Source organism: Nocardioides marmorisolisilvae (assembly GCF_031656915.1).
In the GTDB taxonomy this organism is placed as follows: Bacteria; Actinomycetota; Actinomycetes; order Propionibacteriales; family Nocardioidaceae; genus Marmoricola; species Marmoricola terrisoli.
On the sequence record NZ_CP134227.1, the window covers coordinates 2,380,340 to 2,406,757 of the forward strand.

General features: G+C 66.9%; 29 protein-coding genes. 17 read left to right on the forward strand and 12 right to left on the reverse strand.

All coding sequences use genetic code 11. The annotated features are described in order from the left end of the window. On the forward strand, positions 1-126 hold the full coding sequence (locus Q9R13_RS11380) for a hypothetical protein (RefSeq protein ID WP_310961298.1): 126 nt from the start codon (positions 1-3) through the stop codon (positions 124-126). 32 nt (positions 127-158) lie between these two features. Here the strand turns inward: Q9R13_RS11380 and Q9R13_RS11385 are convergent, their stop codons facing one another. Continuing rightward, positions 159-1,295, reverse strand: coding sequence for an FAD-dependent monooxygenase (locus Q9R13_RS11385; protein WP_310961299.1), 1,137 nt, complete (start codon positions 1,293-1,295; stop codon positions 159-161). A gap of 131 nt (positions 1,296-1,426) precedes the next feature. Here Q9R13_RS11385 and Q9R13_RS11390 point away from each other — a divergent pair, with 131 nt between their 5' ends. Continuing rightward, the gene (locus Q9R13_RS11390; RefSeq protein WP_310961300.1) at positions 1,427-2,008 is read left to right on the forward strand and encodes a MarR family winged helix-turn-helix transcriptional regulator; all 582 of its coding nucleotides are present in this window, start codon (positions 1,427-1,429) and stop codon (positions 2,006-2,008) included. 21 nt (positions 2,009-2,029) lie between these two features. Here the strand turns inward: Q9R13_RS11390 and Q9R13_RS11395 are convergent, their stop codons facing one another. The 4 genes from Q9R13_RS11395 to Q9R13_RS11410 are packed head-to-tail and all read right to left on the reverse strand — an operon-like array spanning position 2,030 to position 6,354. Continuing rightward, on the reverse strand, positions 2,030-2,635 hold the full coding sequence (locus Q9R13_RS11395; RefSeq protein ID WP_310961301.1) for an SRPBCC family protein: 606 nt from the start codon (positions 2,633-2,635) through the stop codon (positions 2,030-2,032). 23 nt (positions 2,636-2,658) lie between these two features. Next, positions 2,659-5,019 (reverse strand): xanthine dehydrogenase family protein molybdopterin-binding subunit, encoded by a 2,361-nt coding sequence (locus Q9R13_RS11400; RefSeq protein WP_310961302.1) that lies wholly within the window; start codon positions 5,017-5,019, stop codon positions 2,659-2,661. Next, the gene (locus tag Q9R13_RS11405; RefSeq protein ID WP_310961303.1) at positions 5,016-5,552 is read right to left on the reverse strand and encodes a (2Fe-2S)-binding protein; all 537 of its coding nucleotides are present in this window, start codon (positions 5,550-5,552) and stop codon (positions 5,016-5,018) included. The genes Q9R13_RS11400 and Q9R13_RS11405 overlap by 4 nt, the downstream gene beginning before the upstream one ends. Beyond that, a complete protein-coding gene (locus tag Q9R13_RS11410; RefSeq protein WP_310965075.1) occupies positions 5,545-6,354 on the reverse strand; it encodes a xanthine dehydrogenase family protein subunit M in 810 nt (269 codons plus the stop codon). The genes Q9R13_RS11405 and Q9R13_RS11410 overlap by 8 nt, the downstream gene beginning before the upstream one ends. A 65-nt stretch (positions 6,355-6,419) precedes the next feature. Here Q9R13_RS11410 and Q9R13_RS11415 point away from each other — a divergent pair, with 65 nt between their 5' ends. Further along, positions 6,420-7,616, forward strand: coding sequence for an IS701 family transposase (locus tag Q9R13_RS11415; RefSeq protein ID WP_397217824.1), 1,197 nt, complete (start codon positions 6,420-6,422; stop codon positions 7,614-7,616). A 271-nt stretch (positions 7,617-7,887) separates the two neighbouring features. On the opposite strand, the gene Q9R13_RS11420 is transcribed toward Q9R13_RS11415, so the two are convergent. The 6 genes from Q9R13_RS11420 to Q9R13_RS11445 form a co-directional block, all read right to left on the reverse strand. After that, positions 7,888-8,715 (reverse strand): ABC transporter ATP-binding protein, encoded by an 828-nt coding sequence (locus Q9R13_RS11420; protein WP_310961304.1) that lies wholly within the window; start codon positions 8,713-8,715, stop codon positions 7,888-7,890. Beyond that, the gene (locus tag Q9R13_RS11425; protein WP_310961305.1) at positions 8,708-9,568 is read right to left on the reverse strand and encodes an ABC transporter permease; all 861 of its coding nucleotides are present in this window, start codon (positions 9,566-9,568) and stop codon (positions 8,708-8,710) included. The genes Q9R13_RS11420 and Q9R13_RS11425 overlap by 8 nt, the downstream gene beginning before the upstream one ends. Next, positions 9,565-10,356 (reverse strand): ABC transporter permease, encoded by a 792-nt coding sequence (locus Q9R13_RS11430; protein WP_310961306.1) that lies wholly within the window; start codon positions 10,354-10,356, stop codon positions 9,565-9,567. The genes Q9R13_RS11425 and Q9R13_RS11430 overlap by 4 nt, the downstream gene beginning before the upstream one ends. Before the next feature lie 5 nt (positions 10,357-10,361). Next, positions 10,362-11,324 (reverse strand): ABC transporter substrate-binding protein, encoded by a 963-nt coding sequence (locus Q9R13_RS11435; protein ID WP_310961307.1) that lies wholly within the window; start codon positions 11,322-11,324, stop codon positions 10,362-10,364. An 11-nt stretch (positions 11,325-11,335) separates the two neighbouring features. After that, positions 11,336-12,292, reverse strand: coding sequence for an ABC transporter substrate-binding protein (locus Q9R13_RS11440; protein ID WP_310961308.1), 957 nt, complete (start codon positions 12,290-12,292; stop codon positions 11,336-11,338). Between the two features lie 121 nt (positions 12,293-12,413). Continuing rightward, positions 12,414-12,983 carry a MarR family winged helix-turn-helix transcriptional regulator gene (locus Q9R13_RS11445; RefSeq protein ID WP_310961309.1) on the reverse strand — a complete coding sequence of 190 codons (570 nt, stop codon included), beginning with the start codon at positions 12,981-12,983 and terminating at the stop codon, positions 12,414-12,416. Between the two features lie 166 nt (positions 12,984-13,149). Between Q9R13_RS11445 and Q9R13_RS11450 the strand changes: the two genes are divergently transcribed. The 7 genes from Q9R13_RS11450 to Q9R13_RS11480 are packed head-to-tail and all read left to right on the forward strand — an operon-like array spanning position 13,150 to position 18,831. Further along, positions 13,150-14,220 carry an ABC transporter substrate-binding protein gene (locus Q9R13_RS11450; protein ID WP_310961310.1) on the forward strand — a complete coding sequence of 357 codons (1,071 nt, stop codon included), beginning with the start codon at positions 13,150-13,152 and terminating at the stop codon, positions 14,218-14,220. A gap of 33 nt (positions 14,221-14,253) precedes the next feature. Continuing rightward, positions 14,254-15,096, forward strand: a complete 843-nt coding sequence (locus tag Q9R13_RS11455; RefSeq protein ID WP_310961311.1) for an ABC transporter ATP-binding protein — start codon at positions 14,254-14,256, stop codon at positions 15,094-15,096. Continuing rightward, positions 15,093-15,941, forward strand: a complete 849-nt coding sequence (locus Q9R13_RS11460) for an ABC transporter permease (protein WP_310961312.1) — start codon at positions 15,093-15,095, stop codon at positions 15,939-15,941. Before Q9R13_RS11455 ends, Q9R13_RS11460 begins: the two co-directional genes overlap by 4 nt. After that, positions 15,931-16,719 (forward strand): ABC transporter permease, encoded by a 789-nt coding sequence (locus Q9R13_RS11465; RefSeq protein ID WP_310961313.1) that lies wholly within the window; start codon positions 15,931-15,933, stop codon positions 16,717-16,719. Before Q9R13_RS11460 ends, Q9R13_RS11465 begins: the two co-directional genes overlap by 11 nt. Next, entirely contained in the window at positions 16,712-17,551 is an 840-nt protein-coding gene (locus Q9R13_RS11470) for an alpha/beta hydrolase family protein (protein WP_310961314.1), read from the forward strand. Before Q9R13_RS11465 ends, Q9R13_RS11470 begins: the two co-directional genes overlap by 8 nt. Before the next feature lie 7 nt (positions 17,552-17,558). Next, positions 17,559-18,302: a VOC family protein gene (locus tag Q9R13_RS11475; protein WP_310961315.1), complete on the forward strand. Its 744-nt coding sequence runs from the start codon at positions 17,559-17,561 to the stop codon at positions 18,300-18,302. Next, a complete protein-coding gene (locus Q9R13_RS11480; protein WP_310961316.1) occupies positions 18,280-18,831 on the forward strand; it encodes a MarR family winged helix-turn-helix transcriptional regulator in 552 nt (183 codons plus the stop codon). Before Q9R13_RS11475 ends, Q9R13_RS11480 begins: the two co-directional genes overlap by 23 nt. A gap of 76 nt (positions 18,832-18,907) precedes the next feature. Here Q9R13_RS11480 and Q9R13_RS11485 read toward each other — a convergent pair whose 3' ends face one another. After that, a complete protein-coding gene (locus Q9R13_RS11485) occupies positions 18,908-20,443 on the reverse strand; it encodes an aldehyde dehydrogenase (protein WP_310961317.1) in 1,536 nt (511 codons plus the stop codon). A gap of 183 nt (positions 20,444-20,626) precedes the next feature. Here Q9R13_RS11485 and Q9R13_RS11490 point away from each other — a divergent pair, with 183 nt between their 5' ends. From Q9R13_RS11490 to Q9R13_RS11520, 7 genes are all read left to right on the forward strand, one after another. Further along, positions 20,627-21,154, forward strand: a complete 528-nt coding sequence (locus tag Q9R13_RS11490; protein ID WP_310961318.1) for a cupin domain-containing protein — start codon at positions 20,627-20,629, stop codon at positions 21,152-21,154. A gap of 39 nt (positions 21,155-21,193) precedes the next feature. Then, positions 21,194-22,156, forward strand: coding sequence for a PDR/VanB family oxidoreductase (locus tag Q9R13_RS11495; protein WP_310961319.1), 963 nt, complete (start codon positions 21,194-21,196; stop codon positions 22,154-22,156). A 10-nt stretch (positions 22,157-22,166) separates the two neighbouring features. Next, the gene (locus Q9R13_RS11500; protein ID WP_310961320.1) at positions 22,167-23,120 is read left to right on the forward strand and encodes a VOC family protein; all 954 of its coding nucleotides are present in this window, start codon (positions 22,167-22,169) and stop codon (positions 23,118-23,120) included. Between the two features lie 2 nt (positions 23,121-23,122). Next, positions 23,123-23,956 (forward strand): aspartate dehydrogenase domain-containing protein, encoded by an 834-nt coding sequence (locus tag Q9R13_RS11505; RefSeq protein WP_310961321.1) that lies wholly within the window; start codon positions 23,123-23,125, stop codon positions 23,954-23,956. Next, on the forward strand, positions 23,953-24,825 hold the full coding sequence (locus tag Q9R13_RS11510) for an alpha/beta fold hydrolase (protein WP_310961322.1): 873 nt from the start codon (positions 23,953-23,955) through the stop codon (positions 24,823-24,825). The genes Q9R13_RS11505 and Q9R13_RS11510 overlap by 4 nt, the downstream gene beginning before the upstream one ends. Further along, positions 24,822-25,565, forward strand: a complete 744-nt coding sequence (locus Q9R13_RS11515) for an SDR family oxidoreductase (protein WP_310961323.1) — start codon at positions 24,822-24,824, stop codon at positions 25,563-25,565. Before Q9R13_RS11510 ends, Q9R13_RS11515 begins: the two co-directional genes overlap by 4 nt. Positions 25,566-25,635: 70 nt before the next feature. Beyond that, positions 25,636-26,415, forward strand: a complete 780-nt coding sequence (locus Q9R13_RS11520; RefSeq protein ID WP_310961324.1) for an SDR family oxidoreductase — start codon at positions 25,636-25,638, stop codon at positions 26,413-26,415. The last annotated feature ends 3 nt before the right edge of the window (positions 26,416-26,418 follow it).

The following is a 26,418-nucleotide window of genomic DNA, read 5'->3' on the forward strand; positions in this document are numbered from 1 at the left end:
GTGTCCCTCTCGTCGACCGGCAGCCGCGGCGTACGGCGCGCAGCACAGATCCACTGCGCCGACGGCAGCCAGGCCAAGCCCTGCCGAGAGGAGACTGCGCCGAGCGAAGCCGCCGGACTGCGCTGATTGATCTTGCATCGGGGTGTTCCTTCCCATGTTCAGGCGATCGCTGTCGTCCAGGCGTCGTAGCCGTAGACCCAGTCGCCGTTGCCGGCGTTCTTGAGCCAGTCGTTTCCGCGCGATCCGATCTGGATCCGCGCGGTGCGGTCGTGACGGGCCTGCTCGTAGGCGAGCAACGCCGTCGGCAACGAGAGGCCGGTCCCGCTCAGCACCCGCGAAAGCACGACAGCATCCTCGATCGCCTGGCCGGCGCCCTGCGCCATGAACGGCATCATCGGGTGGCAGGCGTCGCCGAGCAGGGTGATCCGGTCCGTGGACCAGCGTGGCAGCGGATCACGGACATAGAGGGCTGACTTGAGCACCTCGTCGGCCCCATCAAGGAGGGCCCGCGCCTCGGGGTGGAAGTCGGCGTACATCGCCCGCAGCTCCTCGACGTCTCCCGGCGTCGTCCAGGACTCCTCCAGCCAGCTGTCCTGCGGTGCGGTGGCGAAGACGAAGATGTCCTTGCCGGAGTTGAGGGGGAACGTCACGATCTGCGTCGCCGGGTTCGGACCCCACCACTTGGTAAAGGCGGCGAGGTTCGGCAACTCCGCGAGGCGCGGCGCCGGCACCACCGCCCGAAAGGCCACCACACCGGTGAAGTCCGGCTTCTCCGGCCCGAGGATTGAGGTTCGCACCACGGAGTGGATGCCGTCGGCCCCGATCACCAGCCCCGCTTCCTCGGTGGATCCATCGGCGAAGGTCAGCTCCACTCCGGATGCCGACTCGGTGAGGCTCTCGAGCCGCCGGCCGAGCCGCAGCACACCTGTTGGAAGCGCGTCCTCAAGGGCGGCGAGCAGGTCGGCACGGTGCATCGTCAGCTGCGGCGAGCCGTACTTCTCTTCCGCAACGGCCCCCATCTCGATGCACGACGTCGCCGTTCCGGTGTCCCAGGTGCGGCTGATCCGGTGACTGGGTCGAGCCGCGGTACGCCGCAGCGCCTCGCCGACACCCGCGCCCAGTCCGTCCAGGGCGCGAACGGCGTTGGGGGTGAGGTTGATGTCGGCGCCAACCCTGGCGAAGCCGGGGGCCTGTTCGTGGACCTGCACGTCGTGGCCCTCGGCAGAGAGCGCGATCGCAGAAACCATGCCGCCGATGCCACCGCCGACGACGGCGACCGGACCGAAGCTCTCCATGCATCCTCCTGGTTCATAAGGCCTTAATATATAAGTCCTTATATAACTGCTTACCGATAACATATGCGGCGCGGCAGGCGACGTCAAGGGTTCGGCGTCGAGGCCCCCATCTCAAGGACGAAGAGGCGGCGATGGCACGCAGCACGAACACACCGAGTACCGCGAGCGCCGGGAGCGCACGTGCGGGGCCGGACGAGGTCGACCGGATCGTCGCCGAGTGGCGGGCCGAGCGCCCGGACGTCGACGCCTCGAGCATCGGCGTCTTCGGCAGGATCGGTCGACTGCAGCCCTTGCAGCGCGTTGCTCTGGCAGCGCTGCACGAGAAGCACGGCCTGAACCAGGCCGCCTTCGACGTCCTGGCGAGCCTGCGGCGTGGTGGCGCGCCGTACCAGAAGACCGTCGGTCAGCTGGCGGCGTCGTCACTGCTGACCTCGAGCGCGGTCACGCTCCGGCTGGACAACCTTGAGCGTTCGCGGCTGGTTCGTCGGGTACGCATCGGCTCCGACCGCCGCCAAGTCTATGCCGAGCTGACCGAGGAGGGGCGCAAGCGCATCGACGCGATCTTCGAGGAGCACATCGCGCTCGAACGCCGGATGATGCGGCTGCTCGACGAGCAGGAGCAGGCCGAACTCGCTCGCCTGCTGCGCAAGCTGTCGCTCTCGGTACGCCAGGAGACCTCCGTGTCGGAGAGCGACTTGCCTTGCGAGGGCTGACCGCAGCTCCAGCCGTCCGGCTCAGCCTCGCGCGCGTCGTACCAAGCAGCGTACGACGAGCCCCAGAGCCAGCATTCCGACCAGGACCGGCACGGCCCGCTTCACGAGGGGGAGCAGACCCGCGGCACCGAGATCGAGCGGCTCTGTCGACGCCGCTGGAGCCGGCGTCTCGGTCAAGGAAGGGACCGATTCCAATTCGCGTTCCAGGTTCGTCGCGAACGCATCGAGCAGCCGACTTGCGACATCCACCATGATCCCTCGGCCGAACTGCGCCGGCTTGCCCGAGAGGTCCAGGTCGGTGGTGACCCGCACCCGCACTCGGTCGTCCGCCACCGGAGTGAGCGCAGCGGTGATCGTCGCCTCAGCACTCCCGCCGCCTCGAACCTCACCGCCACCGGCCTCCATGATGATCGTGCGTGCGCCTTCGTCCGGCGCGATTTTGCCGTCGCCCTTGTAGGAGAGGCGCATCGGTCCGAGCTTGATGGTCATTCGCCCCGTGAAGGCTTGCCCATCCACTGAGTCGAGGCTGGCGCCCGGGAAGCACGGCACCACCCGCGAGAGGTCGGTGAGCACCGGCCAGACCTCATCGGCACTGGCCGCGATGGTGAAATCGTTGCTGAGCTGCATGGTTTCCTCCTCGAGGATTCGCTTCAGAGCTGCGTTGCCCGGACCAGGTCACGCACCCGGTTGGGGGTCAACGGGCAGGCGTGCACCACCACCCCGAAGGGACGCAGCGCGTCCTCGACGGCGTTGGCGATGGCGGCTGGCGGCCCGACGGCGCCGCCCTCTCCCAGGCCCTTCACGCCGAGGGCGTTCGTCGGACTGGGACAGACAACCTCGTCGAGCCGGACATCGGGCATCGATCCCGCCGTCGGCAGCACGTAGTCCATGAAGGTCGTCGTGACCGGCTGCCCGGACGCGTCGTACTGCAGATGTTCGAACAGCGCCCCACCGAGCCCCTGCGCAGTGCCGCCGACGATCTGGGCGTCGGCGACTTGGGGATTGACGATCCTGCCGGCTTCGTGCACGACCACGTAGTCGTCGATCTCGATCCGGCCGGTGTCGGGGTCCACTTCCACGAGCACCGCATGCAGACCCGAGGAGGTGGCGTAGTTCGGCGGCTGGAAGTACGACGTCTCCGAGAGGGAGTCACGTCCGCTGCCGCGCGGCGTCACAGGGAGCGCACGCATGATGTCGGCCAGCTCGAGTTCGTGACCGGGTACCCCCTTCGGGCGGACCACGCCGCCGAGCAGCTCAAGGTCTTCTGGGTCGAGCTCCAGCATGTCGGCAGCCGTGGCGAGGATGCGCTCACGGACCAGAGTGGCGGCCTGAAGGATGGCGTTCCCAGCCGTGACCAGAGCGCGGCTGGCGATCGTGCCCACCCCGAAGGGGATGTCGCGAGTGTCACCAGCGACCAGCTCCACGTCCTCGAAGGGAACTCCGAGACTCTCGGCCGCGATCTGCGCGAACGTGGTCCGGTGACCCTGCCCCTGGGACGGAGCACCAGTGCTGATGCGGATCCGTCCAGAAGGCAGCACCGTCACCTTGGCGCCTTCGAAGGGCCCGAGACCGGTGGCTTCGAGGTACATCGCTAAACCGAGTCCGAGATAGCGGCCCTCGGACCGGGCTTGCTGCTGCCGCTTTCGGAAGCCGTCCAGGTCGATCATCTTGTGGATCCGGTCGAGCATCTCCGGGTAGTCGCCGGAGTCGTACTCCTGCGGCAACCCCCGGCGGTCCAGGATGCCGGTGCGGTAGGGCATCTCCGCAGGGGTGATGACGTTGCGGCGGCGCAGTTCCCACGGATCCAGGTCGAGTTCGTCGGCCAACCTGTCCATCACCCGCTCCATTGCGAAGACGGTCTCCGGCCGACCAGCACCTCGGTACGGCGCCGTGCACATGGTGTTGGTCAACGCACCAGTAGCGGTGATCCGTAGATTCGGCACCCTGTACGGCCCGACGAGGTGGCACAACGAGTTGTAGGGCACGACCAGGCCCACCATGTTGCGGCAGCCGAGGTTGACGATCATCCGGTCGCGCACGCCAAGGATCCGGCCTTCGGCGTCAGCGGCAATGGCGATGTGGTGGACCTGTTCGCGTGCGTGTGTGCCGGCCATCAGGTTCTCGTTGCGGTCCTCCAGCCACCGCACCGGGCGACCGAGGTCGTGCGCGGCGAGCGGAACGAGGAGTTCCTCAACGACCAGGATCCCCTTCTGCCCGAAGCCTCCTCCGACGTCTACGGAGATCACCCGCACAGCCTCCGGGTCTAGCCCGATCGCGCTGGCGAGGTGATTGCGAACCCGGTGCGGCGTCTGGGTGTTGGACCAGACCGTGAGCTGGTTGCTGAAGGGATCGTGGGTGGCAACGATTCCGCGGCACTCCATCGGCGAGGCGACGTATCGTTGCGAGACGAAGGTGTCCTCCACGACCACGGCGGCCTCGGCGAACGCGCGTTCGACGTCACCGGTCCCGTGCTCGATGTGTACGCCGATGTTGTCCTCGGCGTCGCTGAGCACCAGCGGGGATCCGTCGACCAGCGCCTGTTCCGGGTCGAGCACGGCCGACAGGGCGTCGTACTCGACGTCGATCAGCTCGAGCGCGTCTTCGGCAAGGTAGCGGGACTCCGCCACCACCATGGCGACCGGCTGGCCCACGTAGTTGACCTCATCCACGGCCAGAAGTGGGCTCGGCTGGATCCGGACGATCGGGTCGATGTTCGCCCGAATGCCCTCGGGCACGCGCAGCTCCTCGCTGTTGAGCAGTGGCTCGACACGATCGGCCACGGATGCACCGTCGTACACCGCGACCACGCCCGGCAGAGCGAGCGCCGCCGCAATGTCGACGCTCGTGATCCGCGCGTGCGCAACCGGGCTGCGCAGGAAGGCGACCTCGAGCGCCCCGGGGATCTGCAGGTCGTCGACGAACCTGCCCTCGCCCCGCAGCAGCCGGTCGTCCTCGACCCGCGGGACGCTGCGGCCGAGAATGCCCTCGCCGATGGCTGCGTCGTGGCTCACCGGGCAGCCTCCTCGCTCGTACCCAGGAGCGCCTTGTGCGCGGCCTTCTTGATGTTCACGTAACCAGTGCAACGGCACAGGTTGCCGTCCAGGTGCTCCTCGATGCTCTCCTTACCGACCTCTCCGGACTCCTCGAGAGCCGTCAGCGACATCAGGAAGCCGGGGGTGCAGAAGCCGCACTGGAGGCCGTGCTCGGTGTGAAACGCCTCCTGAAGCCTGTTCAGCGGAGCTCCGCTCGGTGCCAGCCCCTCCACGGTGCGGATGCTGGCTCCGTCTGCCTGGACCGCGAAGGCCAGGCAGGATCGCGAAGCCTGGCCGTCGATGATGATCGTGCACGCACCGCAGGAACCCTGCTCGCAGCCGACGTGGGTTCCGGTGAGGCCGAGGCGATGCCGCAGGAAGTCAACCAGCAGGAGCCGGGACTCGACCTGCGCCCCCACGATCTCGCCGTTCACCTCCAGTTCGATCTCGTGCCAAGCCGACGGCTCGAGCAGCGGAGGCGTCGTGGCGGTGCGGACTCGGGAATCAGCCATTGCTTCTCTCCCAGGCTCTCTCGATGGTGGAGACGGCGAGTCGGGCGGCGAGCTCGCGGCGGAACTCGCCGCTGGCGTGCACGTCGGGAGAGGGATCGAGCCCGGACTCGACTGCGGAGTGAACAGCGGCGAGCACCTCTTCGTCGACAGGTCGACCGACCACCGCCTCCTCGGCCTCGGACAGCCGCAGGGCCCTGCCTCCCACACCGAAGAGTGCCAGGCGGCAGTCGATTACCGCCCCCGCACCGGCCACGAGGCGAACCGCGGCCCCAGCGGTCGCGAAGTCGCCACGCCTGGTGGCGAACTCCTCGAAGGCCCAGCCACTGTCTGCGCCGGCCGGGGGAAACACCACTTCGATGAGGATCTCGTTCTCCTCCAGGACGGTGGTGAACGGGGCTAGGACGAACTCCTCCGCCGCGATCCTGCGCTCGCCACGGCGGGAGCGCACGACCATGGTTGCATCGAGGGCCAGCGCGACGGCGGGCAATTCAGCCGCAGGGTCGGCGTGGGCGATGCTGCCACAGACCGTTCCGCGGCTGCGGATCTGCGGATGCCCGATCTCACTGATCGCCCGACGCAACATCGGCCAGCGGGCCCCGACCTCCCGGTCAGCGAGCACGTCGGCCTGACGAACGCCGGCACCGACGTGCAGCGAGCCGTCAGGTGTCATGGAGAGCTGCTGCAGCTCAGGGATCCGACACACGTCGACCAGGGCCGCGGGGTGCCCCATACGCAGGTTCATCACCGGGATCAGTGACTGCCCGCCCGCTAGTACTACAGCCGCACTTATTTTGGCCGTGATCGGTGTGTCGCCTGTGTGAGACTGGTGTTCGCCGGCATGTTGCTGGTGTGACTGGTGAGGTTTGTGTGTCTGAGGTCGAGGAGTGGGCGGCGGGGCTTGCGGAGGTGCATGCCCGGATCGCGCCGCGGTTCGCGCGCTCGGAGCCGCGTGAGCGGGTGTTGGCCTATGTGCGGGGGTTGTTGGCGCCGTTGGAGAAGAAGAACTCCTGGACGCTGGCCGAGTCTGCAGGTGAGGCGATCCCCGACGGGATGCAGCGATTGTTGGCCTATGCCGATTGGGACGCCGACGCGGTGCGCGACGATGTGCGTGACTACGTGGTCGAGCACCTCGCCCCTGCGCCTGGCGACCCTGCTGGGGTGCTGGTGGTTGATGAGACTGGCTTCTTGAAGAAGGGCACGAAGTCCGCGGGGGTGGCGCGGATGTACTCCGGCACTGCGGGACGAATCGAGAACTGCCAGATCGGCGTCTTCCTCGGCTATGCCACTGGTCCTGGCCAGGGATCCGCACGGACGTTCTTGGACCGTGAGCTCTACCTGCCCAAGGCCTGGGCCGAGGATGCTGCCCGACGCGCTGAGGCGCATATCGGGGACGAGGTGGAGTTCGCGACCAAGCCGGAGCTGGCGATGCGGATGATCGGGCGCGCGATCGACGCCGGGGTGCCGGCTGGGTGGGTCACCGGCGATGAGGTCTATGGCCAGCACTACCGATTGCGCGCGATGCTTGAAGAACGTCAGATGCCTTACGTGATGGCGGTTCCGGTGAACCAGCGCGTCATCGCCGCCGTCGACGACGGTGACGGACCGAAAGTGCGTGAACTGCGCGCCGATGCGCTGGCCGCGATGCTTCCCGCCCAGGCGTGGAAGAAGATCTCCGCCGGGCGCGGCGCCAAGGGTCCGCGCCTGTATCACTGGGCCCGGGCGCCGATCCGCCCCCTGGAGGACAGCCCCAGCTACTGGTTGCTGGCCCGCCGCAGCCTGACCGACCCCGATGATGTCGCCTACTACCTGTGCTTCGGGCCCGAACGCACCCCATTGCGTGAACTGGTCCGGGTGGCCGGTGCCCGCTGGGCGATCGAGGAGACGTTCCAAACAGCCAAGGGCCAAGTCGGCCTCGACCAGTACCAGGTACGCCGCTACGACTCCTGGTATCGGCACATCACCTTGGCGATGCTCGCGCACGCCTTCTTGACCATCACCACCGCCCAGACCAACACCGCCGCCGGCGGCGGAAAAAGGGGGACCTCCGGCCGGTCGAGGAACTGATCCCCCTCACCGTGCCCGAAGTCAGACGGCTCCTCGCTGCCCTGATCTGGCAGCGCCAGCCAGACACCACCGTCGTCCTGGACTGGTCACGCTGGCGACGCCGCCACCAAGCCCGCGCCCGACGATGCCACTACGCCAGGCGCAGCGCTGTTCCCTAAGTGCGGCTGTAGTACTAGGACCTTGACCTCGCGCTCATCGTTGACCATCCCGTCGATGGCATCGATGGCGTGATCCAGAGTGGTCGGAGCCAGGTAGTCGAAGGGTGCCGGCTTCATGCGATGACGCGGACGTTGGACGTCCCTGCTGCGCCTTCCTGTTTCGGCTCCGGCTCACCGCGGAGCAGCCTCAGGACGTGTGCGCGGGCGTGCACGAAGAACGGCTCCTCCTTCGTGATGATCTGGTCACGCGGACGGGCCAGGTCGACGCTGATCACCTCGGCGACCGTGCTCGGCGCCTTCGACAAGACGATGATGTTGTCGGCGAGGTAGACGCTTTCGTCGATGTCGTGCGTCACGACCAGGACCGTGATCTCGAGCTGCGCCTGGATCGTCAGCAGCAGGTCTTCGAGCTCGGCACGAGTCTGCGCGTCCACCGAGGCGTAGGGCTCGTCCATCACCAGCAGTCTCGGCCGGCACGCCAGCGCCCTGGCGATAGCCACGCGCTGCTGCATGCCGCCCGACATCTGCCACGGGTAGAGCCGCTCCTTGCCCTCCAGGCCGACCGCCTGCAATGCCTCGAGCACCCGGGCGCGACGCTCCGCCTTGTCGACACGTCGCAGGGGGAACGCAACGTTGTCCTCGACCCGCATCCACGGGAACAGCGACCGGGAGTAGTCCTGGAACACCATCGCCAGGCCCTCAGGGACGCCCTTGACCGGATCGCCGTCGAACAGCACCTTACCGGTGGTCGGGATGTCCAGACCGCTGATGATCCGCAGCAGGGTCGTCTTGCCCGCCCCGGAGGGACCGACGATGACCGAGACCTTCCCGGCGGGGGCGGTGGCGGAGATCTCCTTGATCGCGCAGTTCTCTCCGTAGACCTTGGAGATCCCGTCGAGCACGAGCTCCGCCGGCTTGGACTGTTTCTTGTGGTCAGTCATGTTGCGAGGTCACCCCTCTGTGCCAGGCCAGGACCCGACGCTCGATTTGGACGAGTACGACGTTGAGAACGATGCCGACCACCGCCAGCACCACCAGCACCGACCAGAAGCCCGGGTAGTCGAAGTTGCGCTGGTCGTAGACCAGCAGGTAGCCGAGACCGTTCTTGGACTTCTGTAGCTCCGAGATGATCATCATGATCAGCGAGAGGGACAGGGCGATCCGGGCCCCAGCGAAGATCTTCGGCGCCGCCCCCGGCAGCACGATCTTGAAGAACACGTCGCGGCTGCGGATCTTGAACACGGACGCGACCTGGGAGCGGGCGGTGCCGATCCCCTGCACTCCGTCGATGGTGTTGAACAGGATCGGCCAGATGATGCCGAACGCGATCAGCAGCACCTTGGGCCAGTCGCCGGTGCCGAACAGCAGGAAGAAGACACCGAGCAGTGCGGGAGTCGGTAGCGAACGGCCGAGGTGGATCATCGGCTGGAACAGAGCTGCCAGGACCGGCTGGATGCCCAGGGCGATCCCGATCAGGACGCCGACGACCAGCGCCAGCCAGAAGCCGAGGGTCGCCCGGATCAGGCTGGGCACCAGGTCGCTGCGGGCCACGTCGCCGAGAAACAGGTGGGCGGGATTGCCGCTGAGGAAGTCCTCGGCCGTGCGCTTGACGACGTCCAGAGGCGGCGCAATGAAGAGCCCCTTGGTCTCGCTGCGGGAGCCGAGCCACCACAGCAGCACGATCAGCACGGGCACGATCGCGCGCAGCGCCAGCTGCCGCATCAGGGGCAGGACACGGTGTGGCAGGCCGACGCGAGGGAAGGCACTGGCCTCGTCGTGGGTCAGGGACGTCATTGAGCCAGTCCTTCCTTCCAGCCGAACGCCACTCGGTCGACGACGGCGAACGCCGTGCTCACCATGACACCGAGGACACCGGCCACCAGGGTGGCGGCGTAGACCGCGTCGAGGTTGGCCGCACTCGTGCTCTGCAGGAGGATGTAGCCGCCGATGCCTTTGCCGGAGCCGAAGAGCAGCTCCGCACTCACCGCCACGATCAGGCCGATCGAGGCGGAGACCCGGATGCCGGTGAACATGAACGGCAGCGCCGCGGGCAGACGCACTCGCGTCATGATCCCGAACGGGGAGACGTGAAGCGTGCGAGCCGTCTGGATCGCGACTGGGTCGACCGCGCGTGCGGCGTACATCGAGTTAAACAGGATCGGCCATAGGCAGGCGATCGCCACCGTGAGGGCCAGCGGGAGCATCCCCTCGCCGATCAGCAGCACCAGCAACGGGCCGATCGCGATGGACGGCAACGGCCGCAGGATCTCGACCGGCAGGGAGAACATCGTGAACACCGTCCTGGAGGCTCCCATCAGCCCCCCGAGGACGACTCCGACGACTGCCGCGATCAGCAGACCAACCATCCACTCGCGCAAGGTGTAGGCGATCTGGGTCCAGAAGTCACCGTTGCCCAGGAGCGTCCAGGCCTGCTCGGCCACCGCGCTCGGTAGCGGAAGTCCGGCTCCGCTGATGACGTGCGTTCGGATCAGCACCTCGCCGAGAAAGAGCACGCCGACCACTCCAACGACACCGAGGATGATCTCGTGGCGCCGCGGAAGGGGGTCGTGAATGAGCTGCATTCGGATCAGTCCTTGGTGGTGATGATGTGGTCGTCGACCTTGTAGTTGCCCTCGATGAGGTGGAGGCCGATGAGTACGTCGGCGATGCGCTGCATGCCAGCGTGATCGAGCTCAACATCGAAGAGCGGCAACTTCATCTCCTTGGCGGCAGCCGGATCGGTGCCGGTCGCCTTCGGGAGCCAGCTGCGGAACTCGTCCTCGTTGGCGGCAATCTGTGCGCGAGCTTCGTTCATGGTCACCGCGAACTTCTGCACAACCTCGGGCTCGGACTTCGCGTACTGCGTGCTGGTCACGAACGTCGTCACAGGCAGAGCTTCATTGGGGCCTTGCACCAGTTCGACGATCTCGCGCAAGCCGGCCTGACGCGCCGAGGTGGCAAATGGCTCGGGCACATAGCCGGCCTCGATGGAGCCGTTCTGGACCCCCGGGATCATCTCGGGGAAGGGCACCTCGATCCAGTCTGGCTTCGCGTTGATGCCCTTGGACTTCGCCAGGTTGGCGAATGCCACATCGCCAACGTTGCTGAGAGTGTTCGTGCCGACTGTCCGCCCATCCAGGTCAACCAGTGTTTTGATCGGCGAATCAGCCTCCACATAGATGTTGTTGCTCCCCTTGCCGAGGCTCGAGCCGAGGGCCACCGTCTGCACCGGCGCCCCCTTTGCGGCAGCGATGGTCGTGCTGATCGAGTTGGCGAAGCTGAACTGGAGCTCCCCGGTGACCACCTTCTGCACGCCCACAGGACCACCCTGCAACGGCTCCAGCTTCACGTCGAGGCCATGCTTCTCAAAGAGGCCCTTGTCCTTCGCCCAATAGACCGGTGAGTAGTCAGCCAGGGGAAGCACGCCGACCTTGACCGTGGTCGTGGAGTCGCCTTCCGCATCGCTCCCGGCGTTCCCTCCGCCAGATCCGCAAGCGGTGACGGCTGCCCCCGCTGCAACAAAGACGGCCGCCAACGGCTTGTTCTTCACGTCTGGCCCCGTCAGCCTTCGTTGACGATCGTGTACTTCGCAGCGTCGTACTTGCCCTGGATGACGCCCAGCTCGGAGAGGAAGTCAGCGATGCTCTGCATCTCCTTGACGTCCAGCTTCACATCGAAGGTGGGCAGGTGCATCACCTTCGCGGCCGCCGGGTCCGTGCTCGATGCCTTGGGCCACCAGGCGCGGAACGCGGCGTCGTTGCCAGCCATCTGGTCGCGGGCTGCGTTGAGCGCGGTGGCGAACTTCTTCACGACGTCAGGATTCGACTTGGCGTACTGGGTGGAGGTCACGAACGTCGACATGGGGAGACCCACGTTGTCACCCTGGACCAGGTCGACGACCTGGCGCAGCCCCGCCTGGCGTGCGGCCGACGCGAACGGCTCGGGGAGGTAGCCGGCCTGGATGGAGCCGTTCTTGACCCCGTCGATCATCTCGGGGAAGGGCACCTCGACCCAGTCGGGCTTGGCGTCGATGCCCTGAGCCTTGGCCAGCTTCGCGAAGGTGACGTCACCGACGTTGTTGGTCGTGTTTATGCCGACCGTCTTCTTGTCGAGGTCGGCCATGGTCTTGATCGGCGAGTCGGCCTTCACGAAGATACCGAGCTCGCCCTTGCCGAGTCCGGACAGCATCGCGACGGTCTGGACCGGTGCGCCCTTGCTGGTCGCGATGGTGGAGCTGATCGGGTTCGAGAACGCGAACTGCAGTTCGCCCGTGACCACCTTCTGCACCCCCACCGGGCCGCCAGGAAGGTTCTCGAAGGTGACATCGAGGCCCTGGTCCTTGAACTGACCGTGGTCCTTGGCCCAGTAGACGGGTGCGTAGTCCGCCAGCGGGAGGACGGCAACCTTGATCTTGGTGTCTCCACCCTTGGCCGTGGCGTCGTTCGCTCCGCCACAGGCACTAACCAGCATCAGGGCCGCAGCCAGAACAGTGACGAGCTTCCAACGATTGTGATTCATGTACACGATCTCCATCGACGAAGGACCAACTGTGGCGCCGGTCACGGTGTGGGCTTCGTCCAGTGTGAATGTCTTGCCTCTAAGAGGTCAAGACCTAAGAGAATGAATCTTTCTCCGATCGTCAGCTCTCAGCGTACAGATGATCGCTCCGGAGCATCCGCCGAAGCAGCCGCTCGAGTTGCAGGCTCTCCGCTGGGTCGAGATCTGCGATCAGCTCCTGCTGGCACGCGATGATGTCGTCGAAGGCTTGGTCGATCCGAGCTCGTCCGGTGTCGGTGATGACCACGAGAACGCCCCGACGATCGCTTTCGTCGCGGCGTCGAGCGATCAGCTTGCGGCGCTCAAGGGAGTCCAGCCGGGAGGTCATCGTGCCGGAGGTGACGAAGGTGAACTCCAGCAGGTCTCCCGGGCGCATCTGTTCGGCAGTCGAGCGCCGGATCGCGGCGAGCATGTCGAAGGACCAGGCCTCCAGGCCATGGGTCTTCAAGGCCTTCTCACGGCAGCGCTCGAAGATCCGTATCACCCGGAGCATGCGGCTCACGACGTGCAGACTGCTCAGGTCCGCTTCTGGCGTGATCCGGTGCATGTCCTCGATGATTTGGTCGACGACGTCCCAGTTCGGATCGCCCGGATCAGGCCGCTCGACCGACTTACCCGGGTTCTCGTTTCGAACAGTCGATCCGTGCTCCATGCGGCTCTTCCTCCTGAGTGTCCAGCAACCCCTACCCCGGAAATTTATCTTGACTGTCAAGAAAAAAGGATTCCAAGTCTCTTGACGCTCAAGAAAGTATGATGCAAGGCTTCGGCTCATGCACGGCGGCGACGCCGCGGTCTCGTACACAGGTCCTGGAGGAACGATGTTCAAGCAGAAGAGGGCTCTCGGCGGAGTTGCAGGCGGCCTGCTGGTGGCCATGGCAGTGGCTGGCTGCGGTGCCGGCAACACCAAGGCGCAGACCAATGCCGAAGGCATGGCCTACTCCACGGACTGTTCCAAGATCGACCTTTCGGTCGCGCCCAAGTCCCCGGCCAAGCTCACGTTCGCACACGGCACTGCGGCCGAGGAACCGATCTACCTGATGCAGGCGAATGTCGGCACCACTCCGAACCGCGGCAAGTGGTACGACCCGACGTACACGACCATCACCAAGTCGAGCGACCGGATGACCTCGATCGTGTCTGGTCAGATCGACGGCGCGTCGATGTCTATCCCGCCGCTGATCAGTGCCAAGGCCAAGGGCCTCGACTTCAGCCTGGTCGCCTCGATCAGCAAGGAGGCAAAGGGGCACTTCCTGAGCACCTTCGTCGCGCTGAAGTCGAGCGGGATCAAGTCGGTGAAGGATCTCAAGGGCAAGACCATCGCGATCGCTGACTACGGCACGTCGCAGGACTACTGGGCCCAGAAGGCGGTCGCATCGGCGGGACTGGACCCGAAGAAGGATGTGAAGTACGCCGTCATCCCGCTCTCAAGCATGGAGGAGGCACTGCGCAACCACACTGCCGACGTCGTTGGCCTGGTCGAGCCGTTCTACTCGATCGCACAGGAGAAGGGCGCGCTGGTCGACGTCTTCGACTCGTTGACCGGGTCCGACGTCGACCAGGAGTTGCAGGACGCAATCTTCGGCAACAAGTACATCAAGGCCAACGCGGGCGCCGTGTGCGCCTGGATCGCTGACTACAAGCAGACCGTCGCCGCATACAACGCCGACGTGAAGAAGGGCAAGCAGCAGATCCTGGACGCCAAGATCATCCAGGCACCCGCCGACGTCTACCTCGGTGCCGACGACTGGGCCCGACCCGAGGGCGGCGTCATCGACCTGACCGACCTTGATGCCCTCATCAAGAGCATGAAGGCCGTCGGGATCGTCAGCTCGGACGCGAATGTCACCGCGAAGGACATGGTCTTCCCGGGCATTTCGAACACCCAGTGACCCCTGGTCCACAGGGCAGAGAAGGAGCACGTCATGGCCACTCGACACACCGAGTCGATGATGAACACCGAGGCCACCGGTCCCGACGTCCAGCCGATCCTCGAGATCAAGGGGGTCCGCAAGACCTTCCGACGCGGCAAGCGAACGGTCGAGGCGCTGGCGGAGGTCGAGTTACAGGTCCGTGACGGCGAGTTCTTGACCATCCTGGGACCGAGTGGCTGCGGCAAGAGCACGCTGCTACACATCATCGGAGGGTTCGAGACCGCCACAGCGGGTTCGGTCCACCTGGAGGGCCGACCCGTCACCGGGCCAGGTCGGGCCCTGGGGATGATGTTCCAGCACGGCGCACTCTTCCCCTGGAAGAACGTGCTCGACAATGTCGCCTGGCCGCTCGTGGCAGCCAGAGTCGGGCGCCGCGAGGCCCGCGCAGCCGCGATGGAGTACGTCGAGCTGGTCGGCCTGAGCGGATTCCAGGACTCCTACCCCGGTGAGCTCTCGGGAGGCATGAGGCAGCGGGTGGCTCTTGCCCGGACCTTGGCGCTCAAGCCGCGGGTCCTGCTGATGGATGAACCGTTCGGCGCCCTCGACGCTCAGACCAGGGAACTCATGCAAGAGGAGCTGAACAGGGTGTGGAGCACGACCGGGACCACCGTCGTCTTCGTCACTCACGACATCAACGAGGCGGCCTTCCTCGGGGACCGCGTGGTGGTGATGGGTGCCCGGCCCGGCCGAATCGTGCACGTCGAGCAGGTCGCCCTGCCGCGCCCTCGCACGGCGGAGTCCAAGAAGGACCCGCGACTGCTCGAACAGCACAACCGCCTGTGGGACGTGCTGCGCAACGAAATGCAGCCGCGTGCGGACGGAGCTGGCCGATGAGCTCCGCGGCTGCCGTTCCGTCGCTGGTCGAGGTGGGGCATGGCGACCCACGAGACTCCGTGTACGAGTGGATGCTCGCCAAGAAGTGGCCGCTCTCCCTGATCTCCTTCGTGGTCGTGCTGACCGTCTGGGAGCTCGCGGGGACGACCGGCGTGCTGCCCGACTACATCCTGAGCCCGCTTGAGATCGTGCGCGGTGTTGCGACCGCGCACGATGAGGGCCTGCTGATACCGGCACTCGTCACGAGTGGGCGGCGGTTACTGGCCGGATTCGCCATCGGCACCGGCTGCGGAATCGTGCTCGGCCTGCTATCCGGCCGGAGCTGGCTCGTCGGCAAGCTCGTCGATCCCCTGGTCAGTGTCGCCAACCCGCTCCCGAAGATCGCACTCCTGCCAGTGTTCGCAGTGTGGCTCGGCTTCACAGACGTGACCCGGGTCAGCGTCATCGCCCTGGGCTGCTTCTTTCCGGCGTACATCAACTCCGCGAGCGGAACCCGACTCGTCGAGAAGAACCTAGTGCGTGTCGCGGAGAATGCTGAGGCCTCTCGCCTGCGCCGGTTCTTCGGGGTCGTCCTCCCTGCCGCCCTGCCCCGGGTGTTGGTGGGTACCCGGATCGCCCTTGCGCTGTCCTTCGTCACCCTGTTCGCCGGTGAGATCGTGGTGAGTCCCGACGGCGTCGGCGGCATGCTTTACAACGGATACCAGAACGGCCGCTACGACGTGATGTATGGCGGCCTGCTGGTCCTGGCCCTGGCCGGCTTCCTGGCCGATCTCCTGCTTGGCTGGGTCGGAGTCAGGTTGACGCGTGGCCAGGCGATCGAGGCGGTGGGTCACGATGGCCGTTGACCGAGCCTCGAAGACGGCACGCAGGTGGCTCGCCATTACGCTGACGGTGCTCAGCCTGGGTGTTCCGGTGATCCTGTGGCAGGTCAACGCCATGATCCAGCAGAACCCTGTCCTGGCACCGGGCCTGGGCCGCATCTGGGACACCATGGTGAGCTCGGCGAACTCCGGAGACCTCTGGTACAACGCTTCCGTCTCCATTCGGTCGGGTCTGGAAGGCCTGCTGCTGGCGGCAGTGCTGGGGGTCGCGCTGGGCGTGCTGATGGCACAGAGCCGACTGGCCAGTGCGATCGTGTCGCCCTTCCTCAGCGCCACCTACCCGGTGCCGAAGCTGGCGCTCTATCCGGTCTTCATCCTGATGCTGGGCCTGGGCACCCTGCCCGTAGTGGTCCTCGTTGCCCTGGAATGCATGTACCCGATCGCTTACAACACGCTCCAGGGCGTGCAGTCCACCAACAAGGAACTGGTGCGCGCGGCGGCCAATGCGGACGCCGGCCGGTGGCGGACATTCACGGCAGTACAGGTCCCCTCGGCGCTCCCGGCATTCCTGACCGGACTGCGAATCTCCGTGCCGATCATGGTAGTGGTTACCGTGGTGGTGGAGATGCTCGGCCAGAGCCGGGGCCTGGGCTTCCTGATCCGTGACGCCGGCCGCACCTTCGAGCCGTCCCAGGCCCTCGGCGTCATCCTGCTGCTCGGCGTCCTTGGCTTCGTGCTCGATCAACTGCTCCAGGTCGCGACCCGCCAGATTGTCTTCTGGGAGGCACGATCCGATGCCTGAATCGAACACCCTGCGCACCCGCGATTCCGGCGTTCCGCCATTGATCGAGGACCCGGCCAGCATGGAGGCACTGGAAGCCTGGATCAAGAAGATCACCGCGGTAGCGAGGGCAGGGAGCTTCGCCCTCACCACGGTGGCCTACGGCACCCACCCGGAACAGGTCGCAGACCTCTGGCTGCCTGACGGCCCAGGACCCTTCCCGACGGTCGTGTTGATCCACGGTGGCGGATTCCTGGCCCGCTTCTCCAAGGCAATCATGGACGCTAATGCGGCCGACCTTGTTGGGCGTGGCTATGCCGTCTGGTGCCCGGAGTACCGCCGGACAGACCTCGACGGCGGCCCTCGTCGTACGACGTCCGACATCGAGTCCGCCCTCGCCCATCTCTCCCAGATCGAGGAGCCGCTCGACCTTGATCGGGTGGCGGTCGTGGGGCACTCCGCAGGTGGATACCTCGCGCTGTGGTCCGCCGGGCTAACGGCCGTGCGCCACGTTATTGCTCTGGGGGCGGTGTGCGACCTGCGGATCAACGCCAGGGCTACCGCGGACTACGCCCGGTTCGTGGGTGGAACCACCGACGAGGTCCCGGATGACTACGAGTATCTCGACCTCTCCCGTCGCCCGGCGAGTCGGTCCACCCAGGTCATCCTGTGTGGCGAGCTGGACCAACCGCACCGGATCCGGGAGAACCGCGACTACGTCGCCACCGCCATTCATAAGGGAGAGTCGATCACTCTCGAGGAACTGCCGGCGACCGGCCACTTTGCCTTCCTGGACCCGCAGTCGCTGGGTTGGACTCGAGCAATGGAAGCGCTGGAGGCGCTGCGGTTGTGAGTCGAGCATGAGCGAACTGTCCGGTGGTGCCCCCTGTTGGCTGGAACTCGGTGGCACGCCCAGCGCGGACGTGCTGGCGCACTATGCCGCACATCTCGGCTGGACCTACGACATGAACCCCGAGGACTCGGGCTATCGGAGGGCGTTTGCCGACGGCTTCAAGGTGGCCGGTTTCGGCGGTCCCGCCGAGCCTCGGCCCGAGCGCGGGTGGCGGGTCTACATCGCCGTGGACGACGTCGATGCCGGTCGCGAGCTCGCGGTCCACGCGGGCGCTCCCGCACTCGGCGCGATCATCTCCGTCCCCGACGGCCGGTTCGCCTGGTTGCATCACCCCTTGGGCGGGCACATGGGCCTGTTCGAGTCACAGACAGATCCGGGCACCGCGGTATGCCCAGGAGTGGGACGCATCAGTGGTTGGACCCAGGAGTCACCTGACTGCGATGGAGTCCGAAGCTTCCACCAGGCTGTCTTCGGACCCGGGTTCCCGACACTGGTCGACTACCAGACGAGCACACGTGCCGGCTGGATCGTGCGCGTCACCGCGGAAGTCGATCACGCCCTGGATCTGCAAGACCCGGCAGGCAATCGATTGCGCCTCGAGCCCGCCACTCCTTCGGACCGCACTGCCGCGGGGAGCGGTCGGCGGGCGTTGAAGTCGTTCACATGTGAGAACCTTGACGAGGTGCACCACCGAATGAGAGCACGAAACCTTCTTAGACCTCAGGGGAATGATGGCGCAGAAGCAACCTAAGCGTTCCTCGGATCTGGTCGACCTCATCATCGACCAATGGTCCCGCGAGGTCCCCGGTCTGGACGTCAGCAGCATCGGCGTGCTCGGCCGGCTGCATCGCTGCGACATCCGCTACCAGGGACTCGTGGCCGATGTGCTTGAGGAGTTCAACCTGACCACGGCGGCCTTCGACGTGCTCGCGTCCCTTCGCCGGAGCCCAGAGCACAAGCGCACTGCGGGCCAGCTCGCGCAGGTCGGCCTGATCAGCAGCGGCGGCCTCACCCAGCGGATCGACAGGCTGGAGAGGTCCGGGCTGGTCAGCCGCACCCGGGATCCCAACGATCGCCGGGTCGTCTACATCGAGCTCACCGCTGCCGGCCACAACCTGATCGACACGGTGCTGGAGCGGCATTTCGCGGAACAGAACAGCTTCCTGTCCGGACTCACCCGCACCGAGCAGCGGCAGCTGGCCGAGCTGCTCTCGCGGCTCGAGGTCTCGCTCGAAGTCGCCGAGCGAATGCGCGAGGAGCCCGACCAGGACGCCGGCTGACCAAAAGCCTGGCCGGAGTGCCGGCGTAGTTCCCAGCGCTGGATCAGGGCTAGGTCAGGGCTGGGTCAGTGCTGGATCAAGGCTGGCCCCACGGCAGCGGGGTGCCGGTCAGGTCCCAGTAGATGCTCTTCTGGCGCATGTACGACTTGATCCCGTCCCGACCCTTCTCGGTGCCTAGTCCACTGGCCTTGTGGCCGCTGAACGGCGTCGAGATGCTGAACTGCTTGTAGGTGTTGATCCACACCGTGCCGGAGTCGATCGCTCGGGCGACCCGCCAGGCCCGGCGATAGTCGCTGGTCCAGATTCCGCAGGCGAGCCCGAACTCGTTGTCGTTCGCCTGGGCGATCAGGTCGGACTCGTCCCTGAACGGGAGTACGACAGCGACCGGCCCGAAGACCTCCTCGCGGCAGATCGTGTCCTGGTTGGTGACACCGGCCAGGATCGTCGGCAGGTAGTAGGCGCCTGCAGCCAGCGCTGGATCCTCCGGAATGCATCCTCCGGCCAGCACCGTCGCACCTTCCGCGACCGCCTTGTCGACCATGCCGGCCACCTGGTCCCGGTGGGAGTGGTGCACCAAGGGCGCGACGTCGGTGCCCGGGTCGGTGCCGGGTCCGACTCGCAGTTGCCGGGTCCGTTCCACGAGCCGACCGACGAAGTCGTCGTAGACAGACTCGTGGATGAACAAGCGGGAACCAGCGATGCAGCTCTGGCCACTGGAGGAGAAGATGCCGAACAGGATCCCGGCGAGGGCTTGCTCCAGATCGGCATCGGCGAAGACGATCGTCGGTGACTTACCCCCGAGCTCGAGGGTCACCGGCATGATCTTGTCCGCAGCGACCCGCCCGATCTTGCGCCCCGTGGTGGTTCCACCGGTGAAGGACACCTTGCCGACCGACGGGTGGGCGACCAGCGCGTTGCCGATCACCGAGCCCGAGCCGGGCAACACCGAGAGCAGTCCTGCGGGCAGACCCGCCTCCTCGCAGATCCGGCCGACCAGCAGGGACACCAATGGCGCCCACACCGGCGGCTTGAGCACCACCGCGTTGCCTGCAGCCAGCGCCGGCGCGACCTTCTGGGCATCACTGGCGATGGGCGAGTTCCAGGGCGTAATCGCTGCGACCACGCCGTACGGCTCGTGCGCCGTCATGGTCAGGCTGCCGGCGCGCTGGGGCGTGACTGCCTCCTCCATCGTTTCCAGTGCGGCTGCCATGTACCGGAAGGTCCCCGCGGCGCTCATCGCCAGTGCCCTGGTTTCGGACCGGCACTTTCCGGTGTCAGCGGTCTGAACATGCGAGATGAGGTCGGCACGCTCCTCGATGAGATCACCTATCCGGTGCAGAACCAGGGCGCGCTGGTGCGGGAGCAGGTCTGCCCAGACACCCGCCCGCGAAGCCGCGAGTCCGGCCGTCACCGCGTCCTCGACATCCTCCAGCGATGCCCCGTGGAAGGCGTGCACTACCCCGCCCGTGGCCGGGTCACGTGACTCGATCAGCTCGCCGCCGCCCTGCCGCCACTCCCCTCCGACCAGGATGAGGTCCTCCAGCCCGTCCACCCCGTCCAGGGCGGCATGGCGAGAAGCGCTCAGCTGCGTGTCCGGCTGCGTGGTGTTCATCTGCGGTCTCCTTAGAGCCAAGAGGATTGAAACCTGGGCAGAGACGATCCGCGTGCGTGGAAGCATCGACTGCTGAAGGAGCGTCCGCCAAACTTCTTGCTTTTGGGTGTTGACGGATCGCCCTCGACGGCTTCATGCTACTAAGTATCTTAGGTCTGAGACAATACCCCAAGGAGACTTCCTATGACCACGACAGAGAACACCGTGGAGACCAACGACCTCGATGCGCTCATCGACTCCTGCCTGGCCACCAAGGAGAGCCGATACGAGGACTGGGACACGTTGGCCTTCCAGGCCGAGAAGGGTGGCGAGAAGTTTCGCCGGGCCCAGATCCGCTACATCGGGTCCGGTGCGACCGGCAACCACGAGGGTGACGGTCGGACCCTGCCCTCCGGCGGGTTCACGTTCTCTAACATGCTGTTGCCGGCCGGCTGTGTCGGTCCCGAGCACACTCACCACGACGTCGAGGAGGCGTTCTTCGTCCTCGAGGGCCAGGTCGAGTTCAGCGTGCACGATGTCGAGGACGGCACCAAGACCGCCTCCCGTGTTCTCGGCTACCGGGATCTGATCCGGGTCCCGGCCGGCGTACCCCGCAGCCTGAAGACGGTCAGTGACGAGGACGCACTCATCTGCGTGATCATCGGAACCCAGAAGCCGCAGCTCCCGACGTACCCCAAGACGTCGGAGATGTACGGCGTCACGCGCGACTGACCACCCACCAGCCCAGCACAACATCGGAGGGAGAGACGGATGCTCACCCCAACAGGAGCACGCGAGCTCCGCGTCAACGGGTTGAACTGGGAGGCCGAAGGCGTCCTGAGTGTCCGGCTCACCGACCCGTCCGGGGAGGCCCTGCCCACGTGGGAGCCAGGCGCCCACCTGGCGCTGCACCTGCCCAACGGCATCGTTCGTGAGTTCTCCCTGTGCTCCGATCCGGAGGACCGCACCGGTTGGACCGTCGCGGTCCTCCGGGAGCCGAGCTCACGCGGTGGCAGTGCCTACGTCCATGTCGAGCTGCGTCCCGGCGACCTCATCACCGTCGACGGGCCACGCAACAACTTCCAGCTCGAGCCGGCGGCGAGGTACGTGCTGGTCGCCGGGGGCATCGGGATCACTCCGATCCTCGCGATGGCTCGCGACCTGGAGCGGCGCGGCGCAGACTGGAGCATGCTCTATGCGGGCCGGTCCGCCGCCACGATGGCCTTCGTCGACGAGCTGGAGAAGCTCGGCACCGCTCACCTGCGCATCCATGCGGATGACGAAGCGGGCGGCCCCCCGAACCTCTCCGAAGTACTCGAAGGGGTTGACGCCGACACGCTCGTCTACTGCTGCGGCCCCGAGCCGCTGCTCAAGGGGGTGGAGGAGGGGTTGGCCGATGCCGGATGCCTGCGCCTGGAGCGGTTCAAGGCCCCCGACCCGGTTGCTCCGCCCGAAGGTGGCGACCAGCCCTTCGAGATCGTCTGCGCGGGGTCGGGAAGACGGGTCGCCGTCCCGGTCGGAACCACCGCTCTCGACGCCCTGGACCAGGCGGGCTTCGACATGCCCAGCTCGTGCACCGAGGGCATCTGCGGCACCTGTGAGACCAAGGTGCTCAGCGGCATCGTCGACCATCGCGACTTCCTGCTGAGCGACAGCGAGAAGGAAGCCCAGAACACCATGTTCATCTGCGTATCGCGGGCGCTGACCCCCGAGCTCACCCTCGACATCTCCTGAAGGGAACCACATGTCCATCACCGGGATCGTCAACCCCGGGCCGCCCGTGGCCCGCCTCCACTCCCTGCGCTCGGTCTCCCTGCTCGTGCCGGACCCGAAGTCGATGATCGACTTCTACACCGGCACCTGGGGCCTCAGCGCCACCGATCAGGGTGACGACGTCGCCTGGCTACGCGGGTCCGGCCAGGAGCACCACATCCTGCACCTCGCCCAGCACGACCAGAACGCGCTCGGCAAGATCGTCTTCGCTCTCGACACCCGTCGTGCCGTCGACGCAGCCGCCCGCGGACTGGAGAGGCTCGGCGTGGCCGTCGTACGCGAACCGGGTCCGCTCGACGATGCGGCCGGTGGCTACGGGCTGCAGTTCGTCGACCCGGAAGGGCGTCTGGTCGAGCTGAGCGTCGAGCGCTTCGCCGTCTCCGCCCGCGACGCCAACGGCCGGGACGCGATCCCGCGCAAGATCGCCCACGTGGTGCTCAACACCGTCGACATCGACGCGATTAGCACCTTCTACTGCGACGTCCTGGGCATGCGGATCTCGGACTGGTCCGAGCACCAGATGGCCTTCCTGCGCTGCAACAGCGACCACCACGTGATCGCCTTCAACCAGGCGCCCTGGACCTCGCTGAACCACGTCGCCTACGAGATGCCGTCGGTCGATCACTTTATGCGCGGCATCGGCAACCTGCGCCGTGCGGGCATCAGCCCCGAGTGGGGCCCGGGCCGGCACGGACCCGGCGACAACACCTTCTCCTACTTCAGCGACCCGGCCGGACTGGTCTGCGAGTACACCTCCGAGGTCGCCCAGATCGAGGAGGACAGCTGGCTGTGCCGGGTCTGGCCGCGCACCCCGGAGCTCTCAGACCAGTGGGGTACGGCGGGACCGCCCACCGAGAAGGTCCGCAAGCACATGGCGGGCGTGCCGGACGCTGGTCACCTGGCCCGACTCACCAAGACCGCCTGATCATGACGCTCACCCACCTGCGACACCCGGCGACCGCATCAGCGCAAGGGGGCCCGCTGCGCGTCGCCGTGCTCGGCCACGGCTCGATCGGCAGGCCCGTCGCCGACGCACTGAAGTCCGGCAACGTCGACGGAGCCGCCCTGGCTGCCGTGGTCGACTCGCACGGCACCCAGGATGCGGCCGGTGAGTCGATCACCTTTGCCCAGGCCACAGAGCTGGCTGACCTCTTCGTCGAGGCGGCCGGCCAGAACGTGCTCGCCGAGTTCGGACCGCGGGTTGTGGCCGCAGGGGTGGACCTGCTGGTGCTCTCGATCGGGGCGCTCGCCGACGAGCGGTTGCACGAGCAGCTCTTCGGGGGACCAGGCAGGCTCTACCTCTCCACCGGCGCGATCGGTGGGCTGGACCTAATCCGGGCGGTCGCCGACGGGGGCACCCTGGACAAGATCTGCATCGAGACCTACAAGCAACCACGCACACTGGTCCAGGACTGGATGGACGACCAGCAGCGGGCCGAGCTGCTCGAGGTCACCGGCCGCACCGAAGTTCTCCGCGGCACCCCGCAACGGATCGCCACGGCGTTCCCGAAGTCCGCCAACGTCGCCATGGCCGTGGCGATGGCCGCCGGCGACCCGGCCAAGGTCGAGGCAGTGGTGTTCGCCGACCCGGAATGCAGCCTGACCAGCAACGAGATCACCGTCCAGAGCAGAACCGGCAGCTACCTGTTCCAGATCCGCAACCTGCCGTCTCGGGACAACCCAGCCAGCTCCGGAGTGGTGCCGTTCGCCGTTCTGCGCGCAATCCAGGACCTGGCCGGTCGGCGGGAGACGCTGATATGAGCCGCGCCGAGGTCGGCGACATTGCCCTGGAGCTCTTCGAACCCGACGAGACCGGCGAGCCTGCCCGCACCGTCCCCGTGGTACTCCTGCACGGCATCGGCGGCAGTGCTGACACCTTCGCCGGAGTCGGACCCCTGCTCGCCGCGGCCGGATGGCGCACCGTGGCCTGGGACGCTCCGGGATACGGCGCCTCCGCCGACCCCGGTCCGGAGGTCGCTGGGCCACTCACTGGGCCTGACTCCCCCGGCGCCTACGTCGAACTGGTCGCCGGTCTGCTCGAGCGCCTCGACGCCCCCCACGCCCACCTTGTCGGAGTGTCCTGGGGCGGCGTGATCTGCACCCAGGTCGCGGTCCGCCGACCTGAGGTGGTCGCCAGCCTCACCCTGATCGACTCCACTCGTGGGTCGGCGACGACTCCGGAGAAGGCGGCCGCCATGCGTGGCCGGGTGGCCGAGTTGCAAGCCGTCGGCGCCGAGCAGTTCGCGGCAGGCCGTGCGCCACGACTGCTCGCCGACGGAGCGGACCTCACGGTCGCTCGGGAGGTGGCACGACAGATGTCGTCCGTGCGGCTGGCCGGGTACGCCGGCGCCGCCGAGATGATGGCCCAGAGCGACACCGGGCCTGTGCTCTCGAGCATCACAGCGCCGACGCTGGTGCTGGTCGGTGACCAGGACCTGGTCACCGGCGTCGAGGAGTCTCGACTGCTGGCGGATGCGATCCGGCAGGCGCAGTTCGGTCTGGTCCGCAACGCCGGCCACGCCGCCGTACAGGAACAGCCGGTCGAGGTCGCCGATGCGCTGCTGAGGTTCCTGGCCGGGCTGCCCGAGGAAGCGCCCAGCGACCGCACCCGTCAGGAGAGCATCCGATGAGTGGCCGACCGTTGTACGTCGTCACCGGCTCCGGACGGGGCCTCGGCCTGGCCATCGCCGAGCGACTCGGACGCGACGGCGCCCGGATCGTGGTGGCCGAGCTGAGGCCCGAGGTTGCCGAGAAGGGCGTCGCCCAACTGCTGGAGCACGGCATCGAGGCGCACCGGGTGGACACCGACGTCTCCGAGGCAGCCTCAGTGGCCGCACTGGCCGAAGCCGTCGAGGCCCTCGGCGGTGCGCAGGGCCTGGTCAACAACGCTGCCATCGCCAACGGCGTCGGCGGGCTGCCCTTCCACCAGATCGAGGAGACGCAGTTCAGCCGGATCCTCGACGTCAACGTGCGCGGGACCTGGCTGGTCTCCAGGGCGCTGTACCCCCAACTGACCCGCCACCAGGGGGCGATCGTCAACCTCGCCTCTGATGCCGCCCTCTACGGCTCACCACGGCTGGCACACTACGTCGCCTCCAAGGGCGCGATCATCTCGATGACGCGTGGCATGGCCCGCGACGCCGGACCGGACGGCGTGCGCGTCAACGCGGTGGCCCCCGGCCTGACCCGGGTGGAGGCGACGGAGACCGTTCCGGCGGAGCGCTACGAGCTCTATCGCAACAACCGCGCCCTGGATCGCGACCAGACCCCGGAGGACGTGACCGGCGTGGTCGCATTCCTGCTCAGCGACGACTCCCGCTACGTCACCGGCCAGACACTGGTCGTCGACGGCGGCTTTGTGATGCCCTGACCAACCAGCCAGCCCGGCCACCCGACCAACCGACTACCCCGACCCGACAAACCTTCACGAAAGGCACCACATGGACCTCGGACTGCGTGACCGCACGGTGCTGGTCACCGGCGCCAGTTCCGGCGTGGGCCTGGCCACCGCCCAGATGCTGCTGGCCGAGGGTGCCAACGTGGCGGCGTGCGCCCGAGACCTCGACCGCTTGACCGCAGTGCTGACGGATGCGTCGACCGAGCGCCTTCATCTGGTCTCCTGCGACGTGACGAACCAGTCCGCGGTCGAGGCATTCGTCGAGTCCGCAGTTGACCGCTTCGGCGGCGCTGACGGGGTGGTGTGCAACGCCGGGAGGTCGCTGATGGCACCCATCGAGAGCACCACCGATGCGCAGATCCGTGAGGAGTTCGACCTGAAGATCTTCGGCGTCCTGAACCTCGTGCGGGCTGCTCAGACGCACCTCGCCACGTCGCAGGTCGGCTCCGTGGTCACGGTGAACGCGATCCTGGCCCGCCAACCGGAGCCCCGGCTGCCGGTCACGTCTGCCGCTCGTGCTGCCCTGCTGAACCTGACCAGAACCCTGGCCACCTCGCTCGGCTCCGAAGGCATCCGGATCAACTCGGTGCTCCTCGGGCTGGTCGACACCGGCCAGTGGTCCCGACGATATGCCGAGGCCGATACCTCCCTCACCTATGCCGAGTGGGCCAGCGAGCTGGCCAGCGACCGAGGTGTCGTCCTCGGCCGCCTCGGCACCGCAGCCGAGGTGGCGTTCCCCATCGTCTCGTTGCTGTCCCCCTTGTCCGGCTACACCACCGGAGCCTGCATCGACGTCGGCGGCGGCGTCGGCCGCTACGTCTGACCT

Coding starts and splice junctions, on each gene's coding strand:
- Q9R13_RS11385 (WP_310961299.1), bottom strand. CDS start 1,295: ATGGAGAGCTTCGGTCCGGTCGCCGTCGTCGGCGGTGGCATCGGCGGC.
- Q9R13_RS11390 (WP_310961300.1), top strand. CDS start 1,427: ATGGCACGCAGCACGAACACACCGAGTACCGCGAGCGCCGGGAGCGCA.
- Q9R13_RS11395 (WP_310961301.1), bottom strand. CDS start 2,635: ATGCAGCTCAGCAACGATTTCACCATCGCGGCCAGTGCCGATGAGGTC.
- Q9R13_RS11405 (WP_310961303.1), bottom strand. CDS start 5,552: ATGGCTGATTCCCGAGTCCGCACCGCCACGACGCCTCCGCTGCTCGAG.
- Q9R13_RS11420 (WP_310961304.1), bottom strand. CDS start 8,715: ATGACTGACCACAAGAAACAGTCCAAGCCGGCGGAGCTCGTGCTCGAC.
- Q9R13_RS11425 (WP_310961305.1), bottom strand. CDS start 9,568: ATGACGTCCCTGACCCACGACGAGGCCAGTGCCTTCCCTCGCGTCGGC.
- Q9R13_RS11430 (WP_310961306.1), bottom strand. CDS start 10,356: ATGCAGCTCATTCACGACCCCCTTCCGCGGCGCCACGAGATCATCCTC.
- Q9R13_RS11440 (WP_310961308.1), bottom strand. CDS start 12,292: ATGAATCACAATCGTTGGAAGCTCGTCACTGTTCTGGCTGCGGCCCTG.
- Q9R13_RS11445 (WP_310961309.1), bottom strand. CDS start 12,983: ATGGAGCACGGATCGACTGTTCGAAACGAGAACCCGGGTAAGTCGGTC.
- Q9R13_RS11450 (WP_310961310.1), top strand. CDS start 13,150: ATGTTCAAGCAGAAGAGGGCTCTCGGCGGAGTTGCAGGCGGCCTGCTG.
- Q9R13_RS11455 (WP_310961311.1), top strand. CDS start 14,254: ATGGCCACTCGACACACCGAGTCGATGATGAACACCGAGGCCACCGGT.
- Q9R13_RS11460 (WP_310961312.1), top strand. CDS start 15,093: ATGAGCTCCGCGGCTGCCGTTCCGTCGCTGGTCGAGGTGGGGCATGGC.
- Q9R13_RS11465 (WP_310961313.1), top strand. CDS start 15,931: ATGGCCGTTGACCGAGCCTCGAAGACGGCACGCAGGTGGCTCGCCATT.
- Q9R13_RS11470 (WP_310961314.1), top strand. CDS start 16,712: ATGCCTGAATCGAACACCCTGCGCACCCGCGATTCCGGCGTTCCGCCA.
- Q9R13_RS11475 (WP_310961315.1), top strand. CDS start 17,559: ATGAGCGAACTGTCCGGTGGTGCCCCCTGTTGGCTGGAACTCGGTGGC.
- Q9R13_RS11480 (WP_310961316.1), top strand. CDS start 18,280: ATGATGGCGCAGAAGCAACCTAAGCGTTCCTCGGATCTGGTCGACCTC.
- Q9R13_RS11485 (WP_310961317.1), bottom strand. CDS start 20,443: ATGAACACCACGCAGCCGGACACGCAGCTGAGCGCTTCTCGCCATGCC.
- Q9R13_RS11490 (WP_310961318.1), top strand. CDS start 20,627: ATGACCACGACAGAGAACACCGTGGAGACCAACGACCTCGATGCGCTC.
- Q9R13_RS11495 (WP_310961319.1), top strand. CDS start 21,194: ATGCTCACCCCAACAGGAGCACGCGAGCTCCGCGTCAACGGGTTGAAC.
- Q9R13_RS11500 (WP_310961320.1), top strand. CDS start 22,167: ATGTCCATCACCGGGATCGTCAACCCCGGGCCGCCCGTGGCCCGCCTC.
- Q9R13_RS11505 (WP_310961321.1), top strand. CDS start 23,123: ATGACGCTCACCCACCTGCGACACCCGGCGACCGCATCAGCGCAAGGG.
- Q9R13_RS11510 (WP_310961322.1), top strand. CDS start 23,953: ATGAGCCGCGCCGAGGTCGGCGACATTGCCCTGGAGCTCTTCGAACCC.
- Q9R13_RS11515 (WP_310961323.1), top strand. CDS start 24,822: ATGAGTGGCCGACCGTTGTACGTCGTCACCGGCTCCGGACGGGGCCTC.
- Q9R13_RS11520 (WP_310961324.1), top strand. CDS start 25,636: ATGGACCTCGGACTGCGTGACCGCACGGTGCTGGTCACCGGCGCCAGT.